This is a genomic window from Leptotrichia wadei (assembly GCF_007990545.2).
Taxonomy (GTDB): domain Bacteria; phylum Fusobacteriota; class Fusobacteriia; order Fusobacteriales; family Leptotrichiaceae; genus Leptotrichia; species Leptotrichia wadei.
Window position 1 is genome coordinate 458,936 of sequence record NZ_AP019829.2, and the last position, 20,287, is coordinate 479,222.

21 protein-coding genes are annotated in these 20,287 nt (G+C 27.4%); 9 read left to right on the plus strand and 12 right to left on the minus strand.

What is annotated here, in order from left to right; translation table 11 throughout:
• The first annotated feature begins 228 nt into the window (after window positions 1-228).
• The 7 genes from FVE73_RS02195 to FVE73_RS02225 all read left to right on the plus strand — a co-directional run bounded on the left by FVE73_RS02195 (window position 229) and on the right by FVE73_RS02225 (window position 5,257).
• On the plus strand, window positions 229-1,206 hold the full coding sequence (locus tag FVE73_RS02195) for a type I phosphomannose isomerase catalytic subunit (protein ID WP_018499491.1): 978 nt from the start codon (window positions 229-231) through the stop codon (window positions 1,204-1,206).
• Between the two features lie 256 nt (window positions 1,207-1,462).
• A complete protein-coding gene (locus FVE73_RS02200; protein ID WP_036060076.1) occupies window positions 1,463-1,984 on the plus strand; it encodes an FxLYD domain-containing protein in 522 nt (173 codons plus the stop codon).
• Window positions 1,985-1,998: 14 nt separating this feature from the next.
• Window positions 1,999-2,676 (plus strand): 5'-methylthioadenosine/adenosylhomocysteine nucleosidase, encoded by a 678-nt coding sequence (locus FVE73_RS02205; protein WP_018499489.1) that lies wholly within the window; start codon window positions 1,999-2,001, stop codon window positions 2,674-2,676.
• Window positions 2,677-2,801: 125 nt separating this feature from the next.
• The gene (locus FVE73_RS02210; protein ID WP_018499488.1) at window positions 2,802-3,641 is read left to right on the plus strand and encodes an SPOR domain-containing protein; all 840 of its coding nucleotides are present in this window, start codon (window positions 2,802-2,804) and stop codon (window positions 3,639-3,641) included.
• Between the two features lie 39 nt (window positions 3,642-3,680).
• Window positions 3,681-4,697 (plus strand): DHH family phosphoesterase, encoded by a 1,017-nt coding sequence (locus FVE73_RS02215; protein WP_018499487.1) that lies wholly within the window; start codon window positions 3,681-3,683, stop codon window positions 4,695-4,697.
• 39 nt (window positions 4,698-4,736) lie between these two features.
• The gene (locus FVE73_RS02220) at window positions 4,737-4,955 is read left to right on the plus strand and encodes a hypothetical protein (protein ID WP_018499486.1); all 219 of its coding nucleotides are present in this window, start codon (window positions 4,737-4,739) and stop codon (window positions 4,953-4,955) included.
• Complete coding sequence (locus tag FVE73_RS02225) at window positions 4,955-5,257, plus strand: hypothetical protein (RefSeq protein ID WP_018499485.1); 303 nt, start codon at window positions 4,955-4,957, stop codon at window positions 5,255-5,257. The genes FVE73_RS02220 and FVE73_RS02225 overlap by 1 nt, the downstream gene beginning before the upstream one ends.
• Before the next feature lie 297 nt (window positions 5,258-5,554).
• Here the strand turns inward: FVE73_RS02225 and FVE73_RS02230 are convergent, their stop codons facing one another.
• Entirely contained in the window at window positions 5,555-6,436 is an 882-nt protein-coding gene (locus tag FVE73_RS02230; RefSeq protein ID WP_018499484.1) for a TetR/AcrR family transcriptional regulator, read from the minus strand.
• A 106-nt stretch (window positions 6,437-6,542) separates the two neighbouring features.
• Here FVE73_RS02230 and FVE73_RS02235 point away from each other — a divergent pair, with 106 nt between their 5' ends.
• Window positions 6,543-7,745 (plus strand): MalY/PatB family protein, encoded by a 1,203-nt coding sequence (locus FVE73_RS02235; protein WP_018499483.1) that lies wholly within the window; start codon window positions 6,543-6,545, stop codon window positions 7,743-7,745.
• Between the two features lie 231 nt (window positions 7,746-7,976).
• Window positions 7,977-8,480, plus strand: a complete 504-nt coding sequence (gene msrA, locus FVE73_RS02240; RefSeq protein ID WP_018499482.1) for a peptide-methionine (S)-S-oxide reductase MsrA — start codon at window positions 7,977-7,979, stop codon at window positions 8,478-8,480.
• Between the two features lie 119 nt (window positions 8,481-8,599).
• Here msrA and FVE73_RS02245 read toward each other — a convergent pair whose 3' ends face one another.
• From FVE73_RS02245 to FVE73_RS02295, 11 genes are all read right to left on the minus strand, one after another.
• Window positions 8,600-10,465: an acyltransferase family protein gene (locus FVE73_RS02245; protein ID WP_018499481.1), complete on the minus strand. Its 1,866-nt coding sequence runs from the start codon at window positions 10,463-10,465 to the stop codon at window positions 8,600-8,602.
• A 341-nt stretch (window positions 10,466-10,806) separates the two neighbouring features.
• On the minus strand, window positions 10,807-11,481 hold the full coding sequence (locus tag FVE73_RS02250) for an SGNH/GDSL hydrolase family protein (protein WP_018499480.1): 675 nt from the start codon (window positions 11,479-11,481) through the stop codon (window positions 10,807-10,809).
• 183 nt (window positions 11,482-11,664) lie between these two features.
• Window positions 11,665-13,929 carry a glycogen/starch/alpha-glucan family phosphorylase gene (gene glgP / locus FVE73_RS02255; RefSeq protein ID WP_018499479.1) on the minus strand — a complete coding sequence of 755 codons (2,265 nt, stop codon included), beginning with the start codon at window positions 13,927-13,929 and terminating at the stop codon, window positions 11,665-11,667.
• Between the two features lie 354 nt (window positions 13,930-14,283).
• Window positions 14,284-14,571, minus strand: a complete 288-nt coding sequence (locus FVE73_RS02260) for a hypothetical protein (protein WP_018499478.1) — start codon at window positions 14,569-14,571, stop codon at window positions 14,284-14,286.
• Between the two features lie 55 nt (window positions 14,572-14,626).
• Window positions 14,627-15,745: a hypothetical protein gene (locus tag FVE73_RS02265; protein WP_018499477.1), complete on the minus strand. Its 1,119-nt coding sequence runs from the start codon at window positions 15,743-15,745 to the stop codon at window positions 14,627-14,629.
• Between the two features lie 75 nt (window positions 15,746-15,820).
• On the minus strand, window positions 15,821-16,246 hold the full coding sequence (locus tag FVE73_RS02270; protein WP_018499476.1) for a hypothetical protein: 426 nt from the start codon (window positions 16,244-16,246) through the stop codon (window positions 15,821-15,823).
• A gap of 58 nt (window positions 16,247-16,304) precedes the next feature.
• Window positions 16,305-17,072 (minus strand): hypothetical protein, encoded by a 768-nt coding sequence (locus FVE73_RS02275; protein WP_018499475.1) that lies wholly within the window; start codon window positions 17,070-17,072, stop codon window positions 16,305-16,307.
• Between the two features lie 16 nt (window positions 17,073-17,088).
• Window positions 17,089-17,751, minus strand: coding sequence for a DUF6683 family protein (locus FVE73_RS02280; protein WP_018499474.1), 663 nt, complete (start codon window positions 17,749-17,751; stop codon window positions 17,089-17,091).
• Between the two features lie 33 nt (window positions 17,752-17,784).
• Window positions 17,785-18,519 carry a hypothetical protein gene (locus tag FVE73_RS02285; protein ID WP_232058521.1) on the minus strand — a complete coding sequence of 245 codons (735 nt, stop codon included), beginning with the start codon at window positions 18,517-18,519 and terminating at the stop codon, window positions 17,785-17,787.
• A gap of 85 nt (window positions 18,520-18,604) precedes the next feature.
• Window positions 18,605-19,417 carry a TraX family protein gene (locus tag FVE73_RS02290; RefSeq protein ID WP_018499472.1) on the minus strand — a complete coding sequence of 271 codons (813 nt, stop codon included), beginning with the start codon at window positions 19,415-19,417 and terminating at the stop codon, window positions 18,605-18,607.
• Window positions 19,418-19,508: 91 nt separating this feature from the next.
• Complete coding sequence (locus FVE73_RS02295; RefSeq protein ID WP_146997820.1) at window positions 19,509-20,285, minus strand: DUF6683 family protein; 777 nt, start codon at window positions 20,283-20,285, stop codon at window positions 19,509-19,511.
• Window positions 20,286-20,287 lie beyond the last annotated feature (2 nt).

Consider the following 20,287-nt stretch of genomic DNA (forward strand, 5'->3'; position numbering starts at 1 on the left):
TTTCAAACATTTTACAATATTAATCAAAATTTTTCAAACTAATTAATAAATTTTTTTGTGGGAAAAAATGGACATATGTAAATAAAAAACCTTTTTCCTCCTGCAGATATTATTTGCAGTTTTTTCGTAAAATCTTTAATTACATCATTGTAAAATTTATTTTAAAATGTTATCATAAAATAAAGAAACTATTGAAAGTTAATTCTATAAATAAAGGAGTGATTTTTTATGTTATATCCAATGAAATTTAAAAAATTTTTTGTGGAAAAAGTGTGGGGTGGACGTGAATTTGAAACAAAATTAGGAATGAAACTGCCTGAAGGAAAAAAAATTGGTGAATCTTGGGAAGTGTCGGCACATCCGCATGGAATGGGTATTGTGGAAAATGGCACTTTGGCTGGAAAAAGACTGGACGATATTTACAAGGAATATAAAGGTGAACTTGTAGGAAAAAAAGTTTATGAAAAATATCCAAATAAATTTCCGCTTCTTATAAAATATCTTGATGTAAACGACAGACTTTCAATTCAAGTACATCCAAGCGATGAAGTTGCCTTAAAAAAACACAACGAGTTTGGAAAAAGCGAATCTTGGTATATAATGGAGGCAAGTGATGACGCTACTTTGATTTTGGGAATGAAGCCTGGAATTACAAAAGAAAAATTTTTGGAAAAAGTGAAAAAAAATGATTTTGATGGATTATTTGAAGAAAAAACTGTAAAAAAAGGTGATTTTATTGATATTACACCAGGAACAGTTCATGCTTCATTAAAGGGAAGTGTGATTTTTGCAGAAATTCAGCAAAATTCAGATGTTACTTATAGAATTTATGATTTTGACAGAATTGATAAAAATGGGAAGAAAAGGGAATTGCACTTGCAGGATTCAGCTGATGTGATTGATTTTGGAAAAGAAGTGGAAATTAAGCATACTGATTTTAATCATTCTGAAAATGGAAAAGATATTTTGAGAAAGAATATTATAGAAAAAGAATATTATTCAATTGATAAAATAAGATTTTATAGCTCTTTTAAAGATATAAATAATGAAAGTATGACAATTTATTCATTCCTTGAAGGAGAAGGAAAAATTGTGTGGGGAGAAAATGAAGAACTTCTAGTTAAAAAAGGTGAAACAATTTTAATTCCTGTTGGAATTAAGACAAAAACTATTGGGAATTTTGAAATTTTGAGAACAATAATTTAAATAAATATGGGCAAGGATTCTAGTTTGTTTTTAGGAAAGAATTAGATGATTTGCCTTGTTTTTTTAGTCGGAATATGTTATTCTAATGTTATACTAATGTCATTTTGTAATTGTATGTTATATAATATAGCAGGATTATTTTAAAATTAAACTTAAAAGTTATAGTTATTCTACTTGTATTCTGGTTTTAATTGATTTTTATTAGTTTGATTTTAAAAGAAGTCAAATATTGAATTTTATAAAAAGGAAAGAAAAAGTGAAAAAAAGAATTTTATTGTTTGGAATAATGTTGGGAACTTCATCTTGTGGAATTATTGGTGGAGTTGGAAGTGTAGTAGGAGGAACTATAAAGGCTGCTGGTGGAGTTACTGGAGCAGTTATTGGAACAACTGGGAAATTAATTGGAGGTATTATTGGCGGAAGTGATGGAGAAATTAAAGCTAAAAATACAAAATATAAATTTTCAAATGCAGAAGTTGAAATATCTGGTGGAAAGACCATTGTTACAGGAATTTTAACACATAATGGAGTCACTAAAAAAAATTTGACCATTGAAATTCCATGTTTTGATAAAAATGGAGCAAAAATTGGAGATGCCGTTGATAATATTAGTTCGCTTGTAAAAAATGAAAAGTGGGAATTTCAAGCGATTCTTAATACAAATGAAACAAAAACTTGTAAATTGAAAGACACGTATATTTATGAAGGAAATATGAATATGGTTATTGAAGGCAATGATGAAGATAATGACAATATTCATAATGTTGAAGAAAAATAAAATTGGAGGGAATAATGATAGGAATTATTGGGGCAGTAATTGAAGAAGCTGAAGCAATAAAAAAAGAAATTAAGGAAATCAAAGAAAATGTAATAAATGGGATATCTTTTTTTACAGGAAAATTTAATTATAAAGATGTTGTATTTGTGCAATCTGGAATTGGGAAAGTAAATGCTGCAATTACAGCTACTTTATTAATTGAAAAATTTAAAGTAAGCGAAGTGATTTTTTCTGGAGTAGCTGGAGCATTGGATGAAAGATTGAAAGTTGGAGATGTCGTTATAGGATGTGATATTGTTCAGCACGATGTTGATGCTACAGCCTTTGGATATAAAATGGGGCAAATTCCGCAAATGAAGGAATGGGCTTTTGAATCGGATAAGAAATTAGTTGAAAAAGCTCAAAATATAAGTGATTTTGATCATCACATATTTTTGGGGAGAATTTTAACTGGAGATCAGTTTGTGAGCAAAAAGGATGTGAAGATTCAGCTTGGGAAAAATTTTGAAGCACTTTGTGTCGATATGGAAAGTGGAGCCGTGGCTCAAGTCTGCACAAGATTAGGTATAAAATTTTTAATAATTCGTTCAATTTCTGATTCGATTACAGATGAATCTGATATGGAATATGAAACTTTTGTAAAATTAGCGGCTAAAAATTCTACAAAAATATTAAAAAATTTAACTTTATAATATTAAAAAATAGAATATTTTGAAACAAGAAGATGTTGATTTTCTTGATAAAAAAATTATTTATAGCAAGAGCAAAAATTTTTTATAAAAAGTAAATAAAAATTAGAAAATGAAGGGAGAAAGATATGAGTTTTCGATTAAATCCGTTTAAAGTAATGAGAGCTGTGGGAATTGTTGCAATTGTAGCTTATGGAGCAGTGCTTGTTATAGGATATAAAAAGTCAAAGGTAAATACGACTGAAAGCATTACAAAGGATATGAAAGTACGAAATAAGGATTTTTATAATTCAAAAGATTATAAAAATAATCTAACTTTGCCAAAGCAAGTTGTGGAAAATAACAATGAAACAGTTGCAAAGGAGCTGAAGCAGACTAAGCCAGCAGAAACTGTAGATTTACAAAAGGATTCTGTAAATTCTAACAAACAGCAAGCCGATAAAAAAGTGGCAGATGAAACTAAAAAAAAGGAAGAACAGGCAAAATTAGAAGCTCAAAAATTAGAAATGCAAAAAAAAGCTCAGCAAAAGGCGGATGAACAAAAACGCCAGGAAGAGGCAAAAATTGCAGCTAAACAAGCTGAAATAAAAAAACAGCAGCAAATAGAAGCAACAAGAAAGGAACAAGCAGCAGCACAGGCAAGAGCAGATGCAGCAAGACAACGTGCAAAAGAAGAGGCAGTTAAAAAGGCTAAAGAAGAAGCGGCTAAAAGAGCTAGAGAAAATGCGAAAAAACATCAGGGACCCAAAAAGTACATTCAAGTAGCTTCAGTATCGACAGAAGCTTCAGCAAGAGGAATAGCTAAAAAACTTGGCGGAAATTTTTATTATAAAAAAACAACTGTAAATGGTAGAACAGCTTATGTGGTAATGTCAAATATGACAGACAATCCCAATACATTAAAAGCTATGGAAAATCAAGCTAAAAAAGTAGGCGGAGGATATATGATCCGTTCAGTTGGAAAATAGATAAAACAAAAAATTAAAGAATGGAATAAAATAAAATTTATGAATAAAAATTATAAAGGAAATATTACACCGAAAGAAATTATAAAGGAAATAAAAGTTGCTAAAAATATTGTTTTGACAGTACATATTAATCCTGATGGAGATGCACTTGGTTCAGTTTTGGCATTTTATTTTATGATAGGTGAATATTGTAAAAAAAATAATATTGAAAAAGATATGAAAATTGTTGTTGATGACAAGTTACCTAAATATATGCGACATTTTGAGGATACAAAGTTAATTTCTAATTATGAAAAATTTTGTGATGAATTTAATAAAAATTCTCAAGACAATAAAAAATTTGATTTATTTATAAGTTTAGATTGTGCAAACGAAGAAAGATATGGAAGAGCTGTAGAAATAAAAAAATTAAGTAAAAAGTCAATAAATATTGATCATCATATAAGTAATACTGAACATGCTAATTTTAATTATGTGGAGGATATTTGCAGTACAGGAGAGCTTTTATATCAATTTTTAGAAATTTTAGACATCAAATTGACAAAAAAAATTGCTGAGTATATGTATCTTGGAATAATTAATGATACTGGAAATTTTAGACATGATAATGTTACAGAACAGACTTTTCTTGTTTGTTCAAAATTAATTGGAGCAGGTGTGAATAATCATAAAATTGCCAATATTATTTTTGAAGTTAGCGAAAAGAAAGTTGAATTAATTGGTGAAGTTTATAAAAATAAACAAATTAATGAAACTTATAAATTTGCCAGTTATTATTTGACACAGGCAAAAATTAAGGAACTGGGAATTGAAAAAGATGATACAGATGGTACAGCAGAAATGTTATTAAGAATCGAAGGAGTAGAGATTTCACTTTTTGTAAGGGAAAATACAGATGGTTCACTAAAGGGAAGTTTTCGTGCCAATGATAAATATGATGTAAATAAAATAGCCTCGATTTTTGGCGGTGGTGGACATATAAAAGCTGCTGGATTTAGGACAGATTTATCTTTTGAGGAAATTTTAGAAAAAACATATAAGGAATTGGGAAAATAAACTTGAATAAAAAAATTAATTTTTTGAAAGGAGAATTTAATGGTTGATTTTAATATGTTTAATTATTTAAAAATAAAGGGATTTTCAAATAATCAGCTTGCAGCAAATTTTCAGGAAATTGAACAAGCTAATCAAAATATCAATGAAATTTTAGAAAATAATCCAGATGCTGTTTTGAAAAAAGTAGAATATAAATATTTGGATAAGGAAAAAAAACAATTACAATTTGAAATTAAAATAGAAGTGGTGAATAATTAGTGGGAAAGAAAATAAAAAAAGTAGTAATAATTTTATGTTTTGGAATATTAATAAGCTGTTCATCAGTTGGAAAAAGAGTAGTTCCAAATTCAGCAGTTGTTTCAAGAGATACGGTTGTAAATAATAGCATTGTTGAAGTAAACCGAAAATTTAATGAAGAAATAGAATCACAAAATGTAGGACTTTATAAAAAAGGATTTAGAAACTGGAAAGTGATTTTATATGGAAAACAGGCATATTATCAAGTATTTGTAACAGAAGATGGTAAGATTGTTTCTAGTGAAAGATTTGATTATAAATAATATTTTAAATTATATGTTATTTAACATAAAATTTTAATTTTATATTAAATAAATAAGTTTTGTCATTACATAGTTTAGCACTAAAGTTATTATTATTTATAAAAAAAGATCTATTAGAAATTTTTTAGCAAGGGGTTTTAACCCCTTGTTAGAAATAAATAAAATTTAGCTTTTATTTTTTAAATATTTTTTATTTTATATAAATTATTTAAATTTAGAAAACAAAAATTTAGTTTTAAAAGTAACTTAGTTTCAAAAAGAGAATCGAACTTTTACTAAATTTTTAGTTATTAAGTTTTATTTTTTGTTATTTTCATTATTATTTTCAGTTTTTGAAGCAGAATCTAAATTATCAAAAACATTGATTAAACTTTCTGAATCGACATCATAGTAAATGTCGTCGTTATAATAATTATTTTCTTCTGTGTTGAAATTTCCAATTTCTCCAATTTCTTGATCAGTATTATTAGATTTTTTTGATGTATTATCTAGAATATTTTGGGAAATACTATCAGTATTTTTTTTATTATTCTGAATATCAGAAATTTGATTTTGAGATTTATTTTCTATTTCTTCTTTTATTTCTTTAGTTTCATTATTTTCATTTATTACGAAAATAGAATCGAAAATTACAAAGAAATCATTAATTGCAAAACTTTCCTTTTCTGTTTTTAACATAAGAATAGTACCTTCTAATAGAGCAATTAAAATCCTTGCAGTAGTTTCTGGAACGATTTTATTGTATTTTTCAGGAAAAGCATATTTTAGTGTTGTTATAAAAAATGAAAATCTAAGTTCGATTTTTTTGTATGATTTTACAAGTTCTTCACGGATATTTCTATTAATATCAGATAGTTCCAAAGCTAGATTTCCAAGTGGACTCCCACCGTGAAATTTGTTATTTACAATATTTTCAAAATATTTTTCAAAAAAATAGTGAAATTTTTGGATTGATAAGTCATCTACATTGTTGTTGAAAAAATTTATAAGATTTTCAGTATGATATTTTATAACATCAATAAGAAGCTCTTCTTTACTGGAAAAAAATTTATAAAAAGTATCATTAGGCATTTCACAAGCCTTAAAAATGTCAGTTAGTTCCGTGTTTTTGTAACCTTTATAATAAAAAAGTTTTGCACTTTGTTGTATTATAAAATTTTTGCTATATTTTTTAGTCATTAAATTTACCTCTTTACAGTATTTTGTATATATTTTATAATTTAATTTGAGGATTGTCAATAAAAATAATTAAAAACTATAAATAAATAAAAAAGGATGTGATTTTATGAAATATAATTTTGATGAAATTATCGACAGAAAGAGTAATCATTCTGTAAAATACAATGAACTTACGAGAAAATTTGGAGTGGATGATGTAATTCCGCTTTGGATTGCAGACATGGACTTTAGGACAGCACAGCCAGTAATTGACGCTCTTGAAAAAAAAGTTCAGCATGGAATTTTTGGATACGTGTATCGTCCCGACGAATATTTTGAGTCATTTATAAATTGGCAAAAAAGAAGATTCGGATGGGAGCCAAGAAAGGAATTTCTTAGTTTTAGTATTGGAATTGTACCAACACTTGGATCATTAATACAGCTTTTTTCTGAAAAAGGTGATAAAATTCTAATTCAAACACCTGTTTATTCAGAATTTTATGATATTAGTGAAGATAATGCCAGAGTTGTTATTGAAAATAAATTTATTGAAAAAAATGGAGAATATTTACTTGATTTGAAAGATTTGGAAAATAAATTAAAGGAAAAACCAAAACTATTTATTTTTTGTAATCCTCATAATCCTTTAGGGCATGTGTGGACACATGAAGAATTGGAAGCAATTGGAAATTTATGTATAAAATATAAAGTTCCTGTAATTTCAGATGAAATTCATGCTGATTTAACATTATGGGATAATAAGCACATTCCAATGGCAAGTGTTTCTGAAGAAATTAGACAAAATACAATAACTTGTACTTCAACAGGGAAAGCCTTTAACCTTGCTGGACTTCAAAGTGCGACAATAGTTTTTAATAATTTAGAAATGAAGGCAAAATTTGACAAATTTTGGAAGAATTTGGAAGTTCATAGAAATAATCCATTTAATTTGGTTGCTACAATTGCAGCTTATTCAGATGGCGGAGAAGAATATGTAAAACAATTAAAAAAATATTTAGAAAATAATATTTTATTTTTAAATAATTTCTTTAAAGAATATATTCCAGAGATTACTCCAAATATTCCACAGGCAACATATTTAGTATGGTTAGACTGCAGAAAATTATGTGAAAAATTTGGGTTTAATCAGGAAAATCTGGAAAAATTTATGTTGACAAAGGCAAAATTAGGATTAAATGAAGGGAGAGTATATCAAAAGGGATTGGTAGGATTTATGAGATTAAACACAGCTTGCCCTAGAGCAATTTTAGAAAAAGCATTAAATCAATTAAAAGATGCAATTTCAAATGAAAATGAAAAACTAAAGTAATTTTACTATAGAAGAAATTAATTACATATATTTACATCCTGATAAGCAATTACAAAGAAATAATTAAGTAATTTCTATTTATTAGCCTGTATAATTACAGCATGCAATTACGACAATACATAAAAATTATAAAAAAATTGATTGTTATGATGGAATAGAAATGAAAAAGTAAATATACAGCAATTTTATAGTTATTGCAATTTTATAAAATAAAGGAGGTGTATGTAATTTATGGCAAATATTAACGAAATTTATTTGGCTGGAGGTTGTTTCTGGGGTGTAGAAAAGTTCTTTAAAATGGCTCCGGGTGTCATTAAAACGTCAGTTGGTTATGCAAATGGACAGACTCTTGATACTAATTATGATATTTTAAAAATGACTGATCACGCTGAAACTGTGCATATAACGTATGATGCAGATATAGTATCTTTAAATCAGCTTCTCAACTATTATTTCTCAATAATTGACCCAACAAGTATTAATAGACAGGGACTTGATGAGGGTCGCCAATATCGGACTGGAATTTATTATGTGGATAAAGAAGAATTAAATACAATAAGAATGAGGGTAGAAGATGAGCAAAATAGATATTCAAGAGAAATTCAAGTAGAAGTTAGACCATTAAAACATTATATTCTAGCTGAGGAATATCATCAAAATTATTTAAATAAAAATCCTAATGGATATTGTCATCTAGATCTTGAAAATGCAGTAAAAATCTTTTCAAAGAAATAAAATAAGTAGGAATATAAAATAACAAGTCGGGAAATCCCGACTTTTGTTTCTATATTATAATCTTTATTTAGTTCAACAAAGTTTAAAATTCCTTGTTAGTAAAAAATAAATATTTGATATTAATTACTATTACTTGAATTACTAGAATTTAAAATATCCTTACTTAAAACAGAATATAAAAGATTTACATATCTTTTGGCTGCATGAGGCTTTGGATGTGTTCCATCCTTGTAGAAATATTCTTGTTTACCTTTTGAATATGAATACCAGTCAATTACTTTTATATTTGGGTTTTCAGAACTTACTTTTTTTATTTCAGCATTAACACTATCTTGCCAAGGATCGGGCATAACTGTATTTATAAAGTAAACATTATGTCCCTGCAATGTTTGTAAAACGGATTTCATATCTTTTTCAAAAATCGTACCATTTGTACCAAGAGCGATAACTACTATTTTTTTCAATTTTCCATTTTGAGCATAATTTTTTAACATATTTGGCAATTCGTAAAATTGACGACCGACTTTTGTCTCTATAATGGCATTTGGATATTTTTTCTTCAAATCAATTTTTGTCATATGAAGTACCGAATCTCCAATAAACAATATTTCCCTTTCATCGTTTGGATATTTTTTCAAAATTTCATCTTGAATTTTAGATTCCGCTTCAATACTTTTTGAAGGTGCATTTAAAGCTGCTAGCAATTTATCTATTGTCAGTTCTTCATTTTGGGAATTTTGTGCTGCTGCAGAAGCAGTATTTGCTGGAGTTTCCTTTTTATTTTCTTCCACGGCTGGAGTCTCCAAAGCTTTTTGCACTTCCTTCATTTCTTCCAGATCTTTATTTTCATAAACTGGAGAATATACTAAAATTGCAAGAATAGCGGCTAAAACTGGATAGCTCGCATAATTTATAGCTTTCTCATATTTCTTGCTATTTTTTTCAAGCAAAATATAACATAGTTCTGAAATTGTAACTAAAATAATAACTTGAAAGAAAAATTGCTGTGCATTTGAAAGTTTTGCCCATTTAAAATATTCACGTGAAAATATCATAATGGGATATTGCCATAAATAGTACTGATATTGATGCTGTCCTAATCTTATAATTGGATCAAAAAATTTTGGATATTTTGAAAGACTGAATTTTTGTAATTCTGGCTTTGAAAATAGTAGGATTGTAAATCCAATTAAAATACTGGCTAAAAACATCAATCCGTAATAGTTATAGGCATTTCTGTAATCTATTCCAAATGAAAAGAAAACAAGAGATGCTAAACCAAGCATTCCTAAAATAAATACAATTTTTTTCTCAATTTTATTTTTAATTTCCCTATTTACATAAAAACAAGCTATTCCAGCTGGAATAAAAAATGCAAATGCACGAGTGTCGGTTCCATAATATATTCTTGAAAAATCTGCTCCTTCTGGAGAATTTGAAGTTACATAAAATACGTAAGCCATCATTAAATCTGAAGCTATCCCAATTACCAAAAGAACAATACCAATTATATTATTTTTCAATTTAAGTTTTTTCAATCCTTGAATTAAAATAGGAAAAAATACATACATTTGAGTCAAGAAGGATAATGCCCAAACATGAGTAAGCGGTAAAATAATTCCAAAGTTATCAAAATAGGACATTTTTGAAAAAATTTGATAAATATTATTTAGTCCTAATATTGAAAACAATGCGCTGTATTTATACTTATCTTCAAGCCCATTATTTACAAAATATAATGCGATAGTTGAGACTAGAATAACAATTAGAAGGCTTGGATAAATTTTCTTTAACCTACGGTTAATTACAGAGAATATCGAAAAATTTCTTGAAAGCAGACTGCCTGTCATCAAATACCCACTTAATGCAAAAAATATAACAACTCCAATATAGGTTCCCTTGTAGGAAAACCAGTGATAGACGCAAATAAGAACAAGTGCAACCGCTCTTAATACATCAAGACTTTGTATTCTTTGTTTTTTCATAAATAAAAAAATTCCTTTCTTTTTTTCTTTAAATATAATTTATTTGATTTATATAGTATTAAAATTTTTTGTTGCAAAAAAATTAATACTATTTTCCATTTAAATAGCGGGCTGGTTATTAAATTCTTTGTAAGGAGTCTTAACCCCTGTTAGCAAATAAGATATAACTTTTATTTTTATTTTAAATGAAATATAAAAATAACATTGAAAAAACTACCTTAAAACAAACATTATGAGTTGTTAAATCTATTTTTGTGATAGCTCAACTATTTAAGTTTGAAATTAAAGTAGTTTTTAAAATTTTGTAATTAAATTATGGATATTTTGAAATTGTAATAATTTTATTTTACATTTTTTATCATATTTCTTAAATCTATTGTTTTTTCACTATTTCTATTATTATTTTGTGAATTCAAAGAATTATTTTTTAAAATATCATTTTTTTTAATTTCTCTATTTTCATCTTCTTTATTTTCTTCAAGATAATGTTTTTTAATTTCATTTGTTAAAAAGTCTGCATAATATCTTTGTCCTTTATCATTTGGATGAGTTCTGTCCTTGTAAAAATATTGATTTTTACCTTTTGCATAAGAATACCAATCTATAAGATAAGCATTTGGATATTGAGCAACTTTTTCCTTAAGTTTTCTGTTTACTTCCTGTTCCCATGGATCTTTATGTGCAGTATTCATAAAGAATACATCTTTACCATCTGCCATTTTCATAACATAATCAAAATCTTTATCTGTAAATTTTCCATTTGTTCCAAGGTGAACAACTAATGTAGTTTTTAATTTTCCATTTTCAACTAGTTTTGTAACAATTCCTGGAAGTGTTGAAAATTGACGTGAAATTTTTGTATCAAAATATGGGTTTTTAAAATTAGGAGCAATATACTGCTTACTGCTATCCATTATTGAATCTCCTACAAAAACAATATTTTCTGGCACTTCACTAGCAACAATAATTCCAGAACTAAAAAGTACTACAACTAGCATAAATAAAATCTTTTTCATAAAATTTCTCCCTTTTTTGTATTTTAAAATATAAGTTATTATAAAATATAATTTTGCTTTTGTCAAATATTCTTTTAAATTTATTAATTATTATTAAAAAAAATTAAAGATAAAAAAATAAGAGACTAGCCTTTAAAAAGTTACCATTTAAAGACAGTCTCACTATTTCCCTATTTAAATTAATTATTTAGTTTTCCAGATTTCATTTTCATATTGTGCAATTGTTCTATCTGATGAGAAGAAACCAGCTTTTGCTATATTATTTATTACTTTTTTATACCATAAGTCTTTGTTTTCATAATCTTTAAACATTTTTTCTTTTGTGTTGTAGTAATCTACAAAATCAATTAAAGTCATAAACCAGTCTTTATTTATTAATTCATTTTTAAGTCTTTCCAATCTTTCTTTATTTCCAACTTTGATTAATTTATCTGAAGTTATGAAATCAACTACTTCTTTAATTTCTTCTTGTTTGTAATAATCTTTTGAAACATAACCTGAAGTTTCATATAATTTTATTATTTCATCACTTTGTTTTCCAAAAATATAAATATTTTCATCACCTACAAGGTCATGAATTTCTACGTTTGCTCCATCCATTGTTCCAAGTGTCAATGCACCGTTTAGCATAAATTTCATATTTCCAGTTCCACTTGCTTCTTTTGAGGCAAGTGAGATTTGTTCAGAAATATCAGTTGCTGGGATGATTTTTTCAGCTAATCCTACATTATAGTTTTCAACTAGGTAAACATTTAAGTATTTGTTCACTTCTGGATCGTTGTTTATAATTTCTGATAGACAAAGTATTAAGTGGATGATGTCTTGGGCAATGATGTAGGCTGGTGCAGCCTTTCCTCCAAATAATACTGTTATTTTTGTTTCTGGTAATTTTCCATTTTTAATATCTAAATATTTTTTGATTACGTATAAAGCGTTCATTTGTTGGCGTTTATATTCATGGAATCTCTTAATTTGGGTATCAATAATACTGTTTTCGTCTATAATGATTCCTTGTGTATGTTTTAAATATTTTTTTAATTTAATTTTATTTCCATGTTTAATTTGTTCCAATCTTTCATACACATTTTTATCATCTACAAATTTTAAAAGATCTTTTAATTTTTCAGCATCTTTTAAATATCCTGTACCAATTAATTCTTTAAAGTAATCTGCTAAATCTTCATTACAGCTTTCAAGCCATCTTCTAAATGTAATTCCATTTGTTTTATTATTGAATTTTTCAGGATAAATTTCATAGAAATCTTTAAGTTCACTATTTTTCAAAATTTCAGTATGCAAATAAGCAACTCCATTTACACTTGAAGAAAAATGAATATCCATGTGTGCCATATGAACTCTATTTTGCTCATCTATAATTTGTACCTTTTTATTTGAATATTTAGCTTTTATAATTTTATCTAATTTTTTTATAATTTCAACAATATTTGGTACAACTTCTTCCAAGTAGTCTAAAGGCCATTTTTCCAATGCTTCCGCCAAAATTGTATGATTTGTGTATCCAGTCATTTTTGTTACAATTTCCACTGCTTCATCAAAAGAAATATTATGTTCTTCAGTCATGATACGAATTAATTCAGGAATTACCATACTTGGATGTGTATCGTTAATTTGAACAAAAGCATAATCTGCTAAATCATGAATATTGCTTCCTTTTTCAGTTGCTTCAGCAATAATCAATCTTGCTGCATTTGATACCATAAAGTATTGTTGATAAATACGTAATAATTCTCCTTTTTTTGTACTATCATCAGGATATAAAAATAATGTCAGATTTTTTTTAATATTTTCTTCATCAAATGAAATACCATCTTTTATTAAATTATAGTCAACACTTTCAATGTCAAATAAATTTAAATAATTTTTTGTATCTCTTTCATATCCTAAAATATCAATTCTTTTTAATTTTGAATGTAAAGTAAAGTTTTTGAATTTAACATCATATCCAATATTTGTATCTCTTAACCAGCTTTCATTTTCAATCCAATAGTTTGCTTCAGCTTTTTGCTCATTATTTTTGAAAATTTGTTTAAATAATCCGCAGTGGTAGTTAAGTCCAACTCCTTCTCCGTTGATTCCTAAAGTTGACATTGAATCAATAAAGCATGAAGCAAGTCTTCCAAGTCCACCATTTCCCAATGAAGGTTCTGTTTCAACTTCTTCCACGTGGCTTAAATTTTTCCCAGCAGCCTTTAATTCATCTCTGACTTCTTTATAAATTCCTAAGTTAATCAAGTTGTTTGATAATAATTTTCCAATTAGAAATTCTGCAGAAATATAGTATATTTTCTTTTTAGATTCATTTTTAGTTTTTTCATCTGCTCTTTCCTTAACATATTCAAGCAATTTATAGTAAATTTCTTGATTTGTCATTTTGCTTAATTGCTTTTCACTTTTTTTATTTAAAAAATCTGTAAATTTATAGCTCACTGTCTTAATTGTCTCCTTTTAAATTTTATTTTTATTTTATAATATTTTTTTATATCATTTGAACCGCTTCAAAATTGGAAAACTAAAATTAATGAACCTATAGCTTGAGTATTCGGTCATAATTTTTGTATCCAATTTTAAAGTTGTTTTACTATGTTAAGCCTATTATATAACTATTTTTTTAATTTGTCAAGACATTTACGTAAATGTCAAAAACTAGAGATATAAAAAGACTTTGCGAAACAAACTGGAAAACAAAAAATATACCTTCAATCCCGTATTTGAGATTGAAGGCATAGTAATATTTTTTATTTATCAATTTAAAATGTAAAAAAATTTATTTTTATAAACCAATTACTGAATGTAGTCAAAAGTTTCCAAAGTTAGATTTCTGTTTCCACTTCCATAAAAATATACTTTAAATATTGTTCCTTTTGAGAATTTGTAATAAGTCTGGTCAACAAGTCCTGTAAAATTAAATGTTTTTCCTGACTGAAGGCTAATGCAGTTTGCAAATTTTTTACCATCTTTTGTTATACCTCTTGAAGTTACACGACATTTTTCTACTGTCCGTAAAGTTTTTTGTGCTGCAAAACTGTAAATACTTCCTAATATTAAAAATGCAAAAATAATTTTTTTCATAACAAATCAGCTCCTATTATTATAATTTTTAGTTATTTGTGAAAATTTATAAATTCTACCATTTTACTCCCAGCCTTTTTGCAAGTTGTACATAATTTGCAGGAGGCATCCAGTATTTAATAATTTTTTTGTTTTTATTGAATACATCCAGTGCTTTTTCTTTTTCGCCTTTTTTCAGATAAACATCTATCATAATTCTGAACAGTTCATTCATCGGATGATTTCTACTACTTTCATAAACAAATTCCGGATATTTTTTTGTATCGACATTTTTATATGCTTCAATTCCTTTTTGTGCATAATTTAATATTTCTGAATAATTATCAGGATAATTATGATAAATAAAATCTGTCATAATACGGTATCCTTCCGGATAATCAGGGAGATTTTCTATTAATTTTTGCGATATTCTTTTAAAATTGATGTTATCAGGATTTTTTACCGGTGAGTAAAGTATTAGAAGCATTTTATAATCATCAATTTTTGCTGTTTTATTTTTTATTTTTTCCTCTTTTTCACTAATTAAAAGCTCTTTTTCTTCCTTTGTTGTTATAGGACTTCTTGCTATTTCCCCTATTGTTTTATCCATCCCCTTTATTTTATAATTATCAAGTGAAAGAATATTTATAAATTCCTTATTGCAGTCTTTGGGAATTACCCATCTTCCGATTGGAATATTATATTCAAATTTTACAGTCATCTCTTTTTCGATATATTTTATGTCATTCTTCTTTAATTCACTTTTTAAAAAGGAAGATATTTCCTGTTCTATTATTTCCATCTGTGTTAGGCTGCTTTTTCCTTTAACTAACGAATTAAAATCTTTATTTTTATAAAATTTAGACATTATATAGTTTAAATCGGGATATTTTAGTGACACATTTACATAAGCCAGTTTTATGTCCCTTCCGTTTCCATTTTTCTGCTTCGTTAGTTCAATTTTATTTATTTTATATGTAAGATATTTATAGCTTTCCTGTGAAGTACGCCAGACATTCCTCCATATTAAATGATATTCATTAACTTTTTTTGTATCTTCATTTTTTGCTGCATTGATATAATCGCTAAAAGCCGATGCTACTGCCTTTTTATCATCATTTTCAGAACTCTCGCTAATTCCACAGCTTGTTATAAACATCATTGCCAGTAAAATAAATGATATAAATCTTTTCATGATTCCTCCTGATTTTTCTAATAATAAGTTTTCTTACTTGTACTAAAAAATACTATATTTTAATCAAAAAGCAAACTATTTTTTTATATTTTCTAGAGTAGATGCCACATCTTTGGAAAATGTCATTGAAATTCCTGTATCCTGATTATACTGCACTTTTCCATTTTTTACAATAATTTCATCTGATTCCTTGCCATTTCCTACAAGAATGTATCTCCCGTTGCCCTTACTTTGCATGTCATAAGTTCCTGCCTTTGTTATACAGTTCCCGTTAACTACATTGTTAAGGCTTATATAGGCAATATTTCCTTTTATTTCAAAATATGAATCTTCAAAACATTCCTGACCTGCCACCTTTACAGTCTGCCCTTTCGTAGTCAACGTTTCCACATTATATTTTCCTGAAATGCTGTTTTGGGAAGCTTTCTTCTTTGCTTCACATCCCATACTCATTAAAATCATTCCTGCCATCATAGCTAGATTTATTTTTTTATTTTTCATTTTTTCACCTCTGTCTGTATTTAACTGTCCAAAATTTCATCAGCTATTTCTTATTTTATTAAAATAAATACATATATGCTTTGCTTTTATACAAAGAAACAAGTGTCACAATTGATATAAAAAGTAAAAAAAGAAGTATGCTCTGCATTTTTTTCATTTTAAAAAGTCTGAATTTTACTTTTGGGATCTGTCTTTTCTGGATTACATCAATAATATCATCTATAATTTTAGAAATTCTGTCATCTTCTATTATTATATCTATTTGAGATCTTTTTAACTGTCTTTCAGGTACAAAACAGATTTCCTTTTTGCCATCAAGAAGATAAATATGGGATTTAAGTCTGATTATTCGAGAGCCAAACAGGGGAAATAATTCAGTACCCCAGTTATAGCCCTTTATATCCAATAATTTTCCATTTAAGTAAAAGTCTTCATTTATTATTTCAAGTGTATTTTTTGTTTTTTCTTTTGAATAATAATATTTATATCCGTATATCATACTTATTACAGCACAGACTATTAAAAGCAGTATTCCAATTTTTATTCCCAGAAATATTAATATTAGCATTATGGCAAAGCAAATAAGATTTAGAATAACTGCTTTTTTCAAATCCTTCGGCACTTCATAAAATACTCTTCCTGTTTCTGTTCTTTCACGGTAAACTGTATCAGCTGATAAAATTCCAAGTTTTATTTTCTCTTTAACTTCATCTTCTTGTTTTTGATTAATTTTACGAAGATTTTTTCTGTTTTTTATTTGTTTCACACCAAAAACGATTAATATGACAGCAACTGAAAAATACACTAATACAATAATTAAATTCATTTCAGTCCCCTCCGTATTAATAAGATATTCCTTGCGATGTTATACGGACTCTACTGGCATCCACTTTTAAAATAGTTTCAAGTATCTGTTTTCCTGCTTCCCTTAATTGAGCGGTAGTCTGTGAGTTTGGATTACTCTGATTTAATGACTGTCCCACAGCCAAAGTCATTCCTACCATAACCATCTGGTCATACATGCTTTTTTTCTCTCTATTGCTCATTCCATCAAAGAATCTGCTATTTTCAAGATGAGCTTTGAACTGATTTGCCATAGGTTTCACATAGTCGTCATTAAGACTTATATTGTTATATGCCATGTATGCTCCTGCTATTACGGCCGCTACTGCTGAAGACAAATCATTTGTCGGTATTCCTACAGAACGTGCTACCTGTGGAAAAGCCTCATACAGCTGTTTTAATGATGCCCTTACTTCTTTATGTTGACTTTTCGGATAACTTGCAACTAATGTTTCCAGTCCATCAGTACTTCCGTCCTGTGTGAAAGTGAGCGATGATTTTCCATAGGAATTATTTTGTGAAGACGAAGTTATATTCAGAAGTTCCTGCATAATCCCATTTTTAAATGCATCGCTGTAATCAGCATAAGCCTGTCCTGAAATTCCAAATCCTAGTGTTAAAACACTTAAAAGAAATATTTTTTTCATAAATTTTGTTTTCATAGCTTCTCCTCCTATAATTTTTTTACTTTACTGTTAATTTAAATTAGATAATTTTTTCTTGTTTTCCTCATATTTTTTACTGTTGGAAGATTTTAGCGTTTCATTATCTTTTTTGGCATTATTTAATGCTATATTATACAAAAGAGGATTATAATTTTCCTTTAGAAATTTTTGGTTAATTATAAAAGTTTCTACTGCTTTTTCATTATCTCCTGATAATCTGTAAGCTTGTATCAGCTCTTTTTCAATTATCTCTGAAAGTACATTATTTAATACTTTAATATCCTTATATTCTGCATAACTCTGTTTACCGTGCTTTAAAAGTCCTATTGCTTTTTCATAATATTCAGTACTTTTGTTATATTTTTTTTCATAAAAGAGAATATCTGCCATTACTCTATAACCATAGGAATAATCAGGAGCATTTTTTAGAAATATTTCTGTAATTTCCTTTGTTCTTTTAAATTCACGGTTTTGATAAAATGCCACGGTTACATAATTACGGTATTTCTCAAGATTTTTGCTGTCCTTTAAAAATTCCTCTTCCGCTTTTTTTATAGCTTCTTCTGATGAAACTTCTTTCTGTTTTTCTATTTCAGGGCTATCTTTTTCTGAATTCTTTTTATTTTCTTCAGTTTTATTTTTATCGCTCTGGCTTGTATCAATATTATTATCTTTTTTTGTTTTATTTTGTTCCTGTTTCTTATTGCAGCTAAAAACAATAAAAACTATCATAGCTATTATTAAAATTTTTTTCAATTTTATCACTTCCCCAATGGATATAGAATTTTTTATGTTTTTTATTTTCTTAACAGTTCTTCTTAAACTTTTGCTTTGTAAATATTGGCTTTACTTAATTTCCATAATTCTTACCTATCAAAGAAATCAGATAAATCATAAAAGAAACATAAATCGCCACTATCATTAAAAGATGCAATGGATAAAAGAAATAAAACATATATTTTGTAAATTTGTTATGAATACCTTGTTTCCCATTATAAAGCCATATTATCGGCAGTGAAAATATTGCAAATATCTGTGTTTTTATAAATATTTCATTTCCAAAAAAGTTAAACGGAAATTCAAGTCCAGGCATAATAAATATGTTTAGAAGCACCATTAATAAAGTCTGAAATATTATATTTCTATAATTTTTTTCCCTGAAAAAATAAAATATCAAAATAGTTATAATTCCATATTCCAAATAATCACTTCTTGCAAAATGTGCAATTATAGCAATGATAATACTTATAACAGCTTTTGCAAAAAATTTTATTATTTTATTCAGATTTTCTGATTTATCTACTTTTTCCAGTAAATTCATTCCGCATAGAGCAATTCCGAAAGTCCATAATACATTGTTGTATGGATAAAATACCATTATTTCTCCTCTTAATGCCAGACTTGCAAAAAGATTGAACGGAATTTCTGAAATAGCCGCAAAAATAAAGATACGAGTTAAATACTTTTTTATGTTTTTTGTCCTGTAAAATCCTTCTACGAGCATAAAGGCAAAAATTGGAAATGCAAGTCTTCCAAGCACATTTAACCATATCTGATTGAGAAAAAAGATATTCCACAGATGATCTGCCACCATAAATGTCATTGCCAGAATATGCAGGGTAAAGGAATCTAACCCTTTAGAAAATATATCTTTTTTATTCATTTTTACTCCTAATTTTTTCTTTTCTGTTAATAAGGGGTAAATGAGCTGAACCCCTTATTGTATTTTGTGAATATAAAACTATTCTTTTTATTTAATAAATAAGCCCTGATGATGTAATCTTCACTTTACTTGCACTTACTCCAAGAAGTCCCTCAAGTACCTGTTTACCTGCATTTCTTAACTGAGCGGTAACTTTTGCATTTGGATTTTGCTGATTTTGAGATTGATTTACAGCCAAAGTCATTCCTATTATTACCATTTGGTCATATATATACTTTTTATCGCTGTTACTCATTTTATCAAAGTCATCTACGCCTTGAAGTACTGTTTTTAACTGATTTTGCAGAGGTTTCATATAATTATCATTCAGACTTACATTGTTATATGCCATATATGCTCCTGCTATTGCAGCTGCCAGTCCTGAAGACAGGTCATTTGTAGGTATTCCTACAGAACGTGCTACCTGCGGGAAAGAATCCTGAATTTTTTTCAAATATGTTCTTGCTTCCCCTCTCTGTTTTGACGGATAATTATTAACAAAATAATCAAGTCCTCTTGTATTTCCGTCCGATTTAAAAGTAATATTTGCTTTTGTTGTTTTTGGGGCTGTAGTTGAAGTTGCTGAACTTCCCGTTGTTTTTGTAGTTGTTTTTTTAGAATTTGATTTTTTCTTTGAAGAATAATCTCCTTTTTTAATGTGGCTTATTACTTCACTACTAAGTAAATAATTTCTTGTACTATTTATCACATTGTTTGTATAGTTAAAACTGTCTGACATATCATAATAAAATGCCTGTGCAGGCTGTGATACAAATACTCCCATTCCGATAATTGCTGTAACAAATAGTTTTTTCAAATTTATTTTCATAA

Coding starts and splice junctions, on each gene's coding strand:
- FVE73_RS02215 (WP_018499487.1), top strand. CDS start 3,681: ATGAATAAAAATTATAAAGGAAATATTACACCGAAAGAAATTATAAAG.
- FVE73_RS02195 (WP_018499491.1), top strand. CDS start 229: ATGTTATATCCAATGAAATTTAAAAAATTTTTTGTGGAAAAAGTGTGG.
- FVE73_RS02260 (WP_018499478.1), bottom strand. CDS start 14,571: ATGAAAAAAATTATTTTTGCATTTTTAATATTAGGAAGTATTTACAGT.
- FVE73_RS02265 (WP_018499477.1), bottom strand. CDS start 15,745: ATGAAAAGATTTATATCATTTATTTTACTGGCAATGATGTTTATAACA.
- msrA (WP_018499482.1), top strand. CDS start 7,977: ATGGCAAATATTAACGAAATTTATTTGGCTGGAGGTTGTTTCTGGGGT.
- FVE73_RS02280 (WP_018499474.1), bottom strand. CDS start 17,751: ATGAAAACAAAATTTATGAAAAAAATATTTCTTTTAAGTGTTTTAACA.
- FVE73_RS02220 (WP_018499486.1), top strand. CDS start 4,737: ATGGTTGATTTTAATATGTTTAATTATTTAAAAATAAAGGGATTTTCA.
- FVE73_RS02270 (WP_018499476.1), bottom strand. CDS start 16,246: ATGAAAAATAAAAAAATAAATCTAGCTATGATGGCAGGAATGATTTTA.
- FVE73_RS02290 (WP_018499472.1), bottom strand. CDS start 19,417: ATGAATAAAAAAGATATATTTTCTAAAGGGTTAGATTCCTTTACCCTG.
- FVE73_RS02210 (WP_018499488.1), top strand. CDS start 2,802: ATGAGTTTTCGATTAAATCCGTTTAAAGTAATGAGAGCTGTGGGAATT.
- FVE73_RS02245 (WP_018499481.1), bottom strand. CDS start 10,465: ATGAAAAAACAAAGAATACAAAGTCTTGATGTATTAAGAGCGGTTGCA.
- FVE73_RS02250 (WP_018499480.1), bottom strand. CDS start 11,481: ATGAAAAAGATTTTATTTATGCTAGTTGTAGTACTTTTTAGTTCTGGA.
- FVE73_RS02230 (WP_018499484.1), bottom strand. CDS start 6,436: ATGACTAAAAAATATAGCAAAAATTTTATAATACAACAAAGTGCAAAA.
- FVE73_RS02295 (WP_146997820.1), bottom strand. CDS start 20,285: ATGAAAATAAATTTGAAAAAACTATTTGTTACAGCAATTATCGGAATG.
- FVE73_RS02235 (WP_018499483.1), top strand. CDS start 6,543: ATGAAATATAATTTTGATGAAATTATCGACAGAAAGAGTAATCATTCT.
- FVE73_RS02205 (WP_018499489.1), top strand. CDS start 1,999: ATGATAGGAATTATTGGGGCAGTAATTGAAGAAGCTGAAGCAATAAAA.
- FVE73_RS02275 (WP_018499475.1), bottom strand. CDS start 17,072: ATGAATTTAATTATTGTATTAGTGTATTTTTCAGTTGCTGTCATATTA.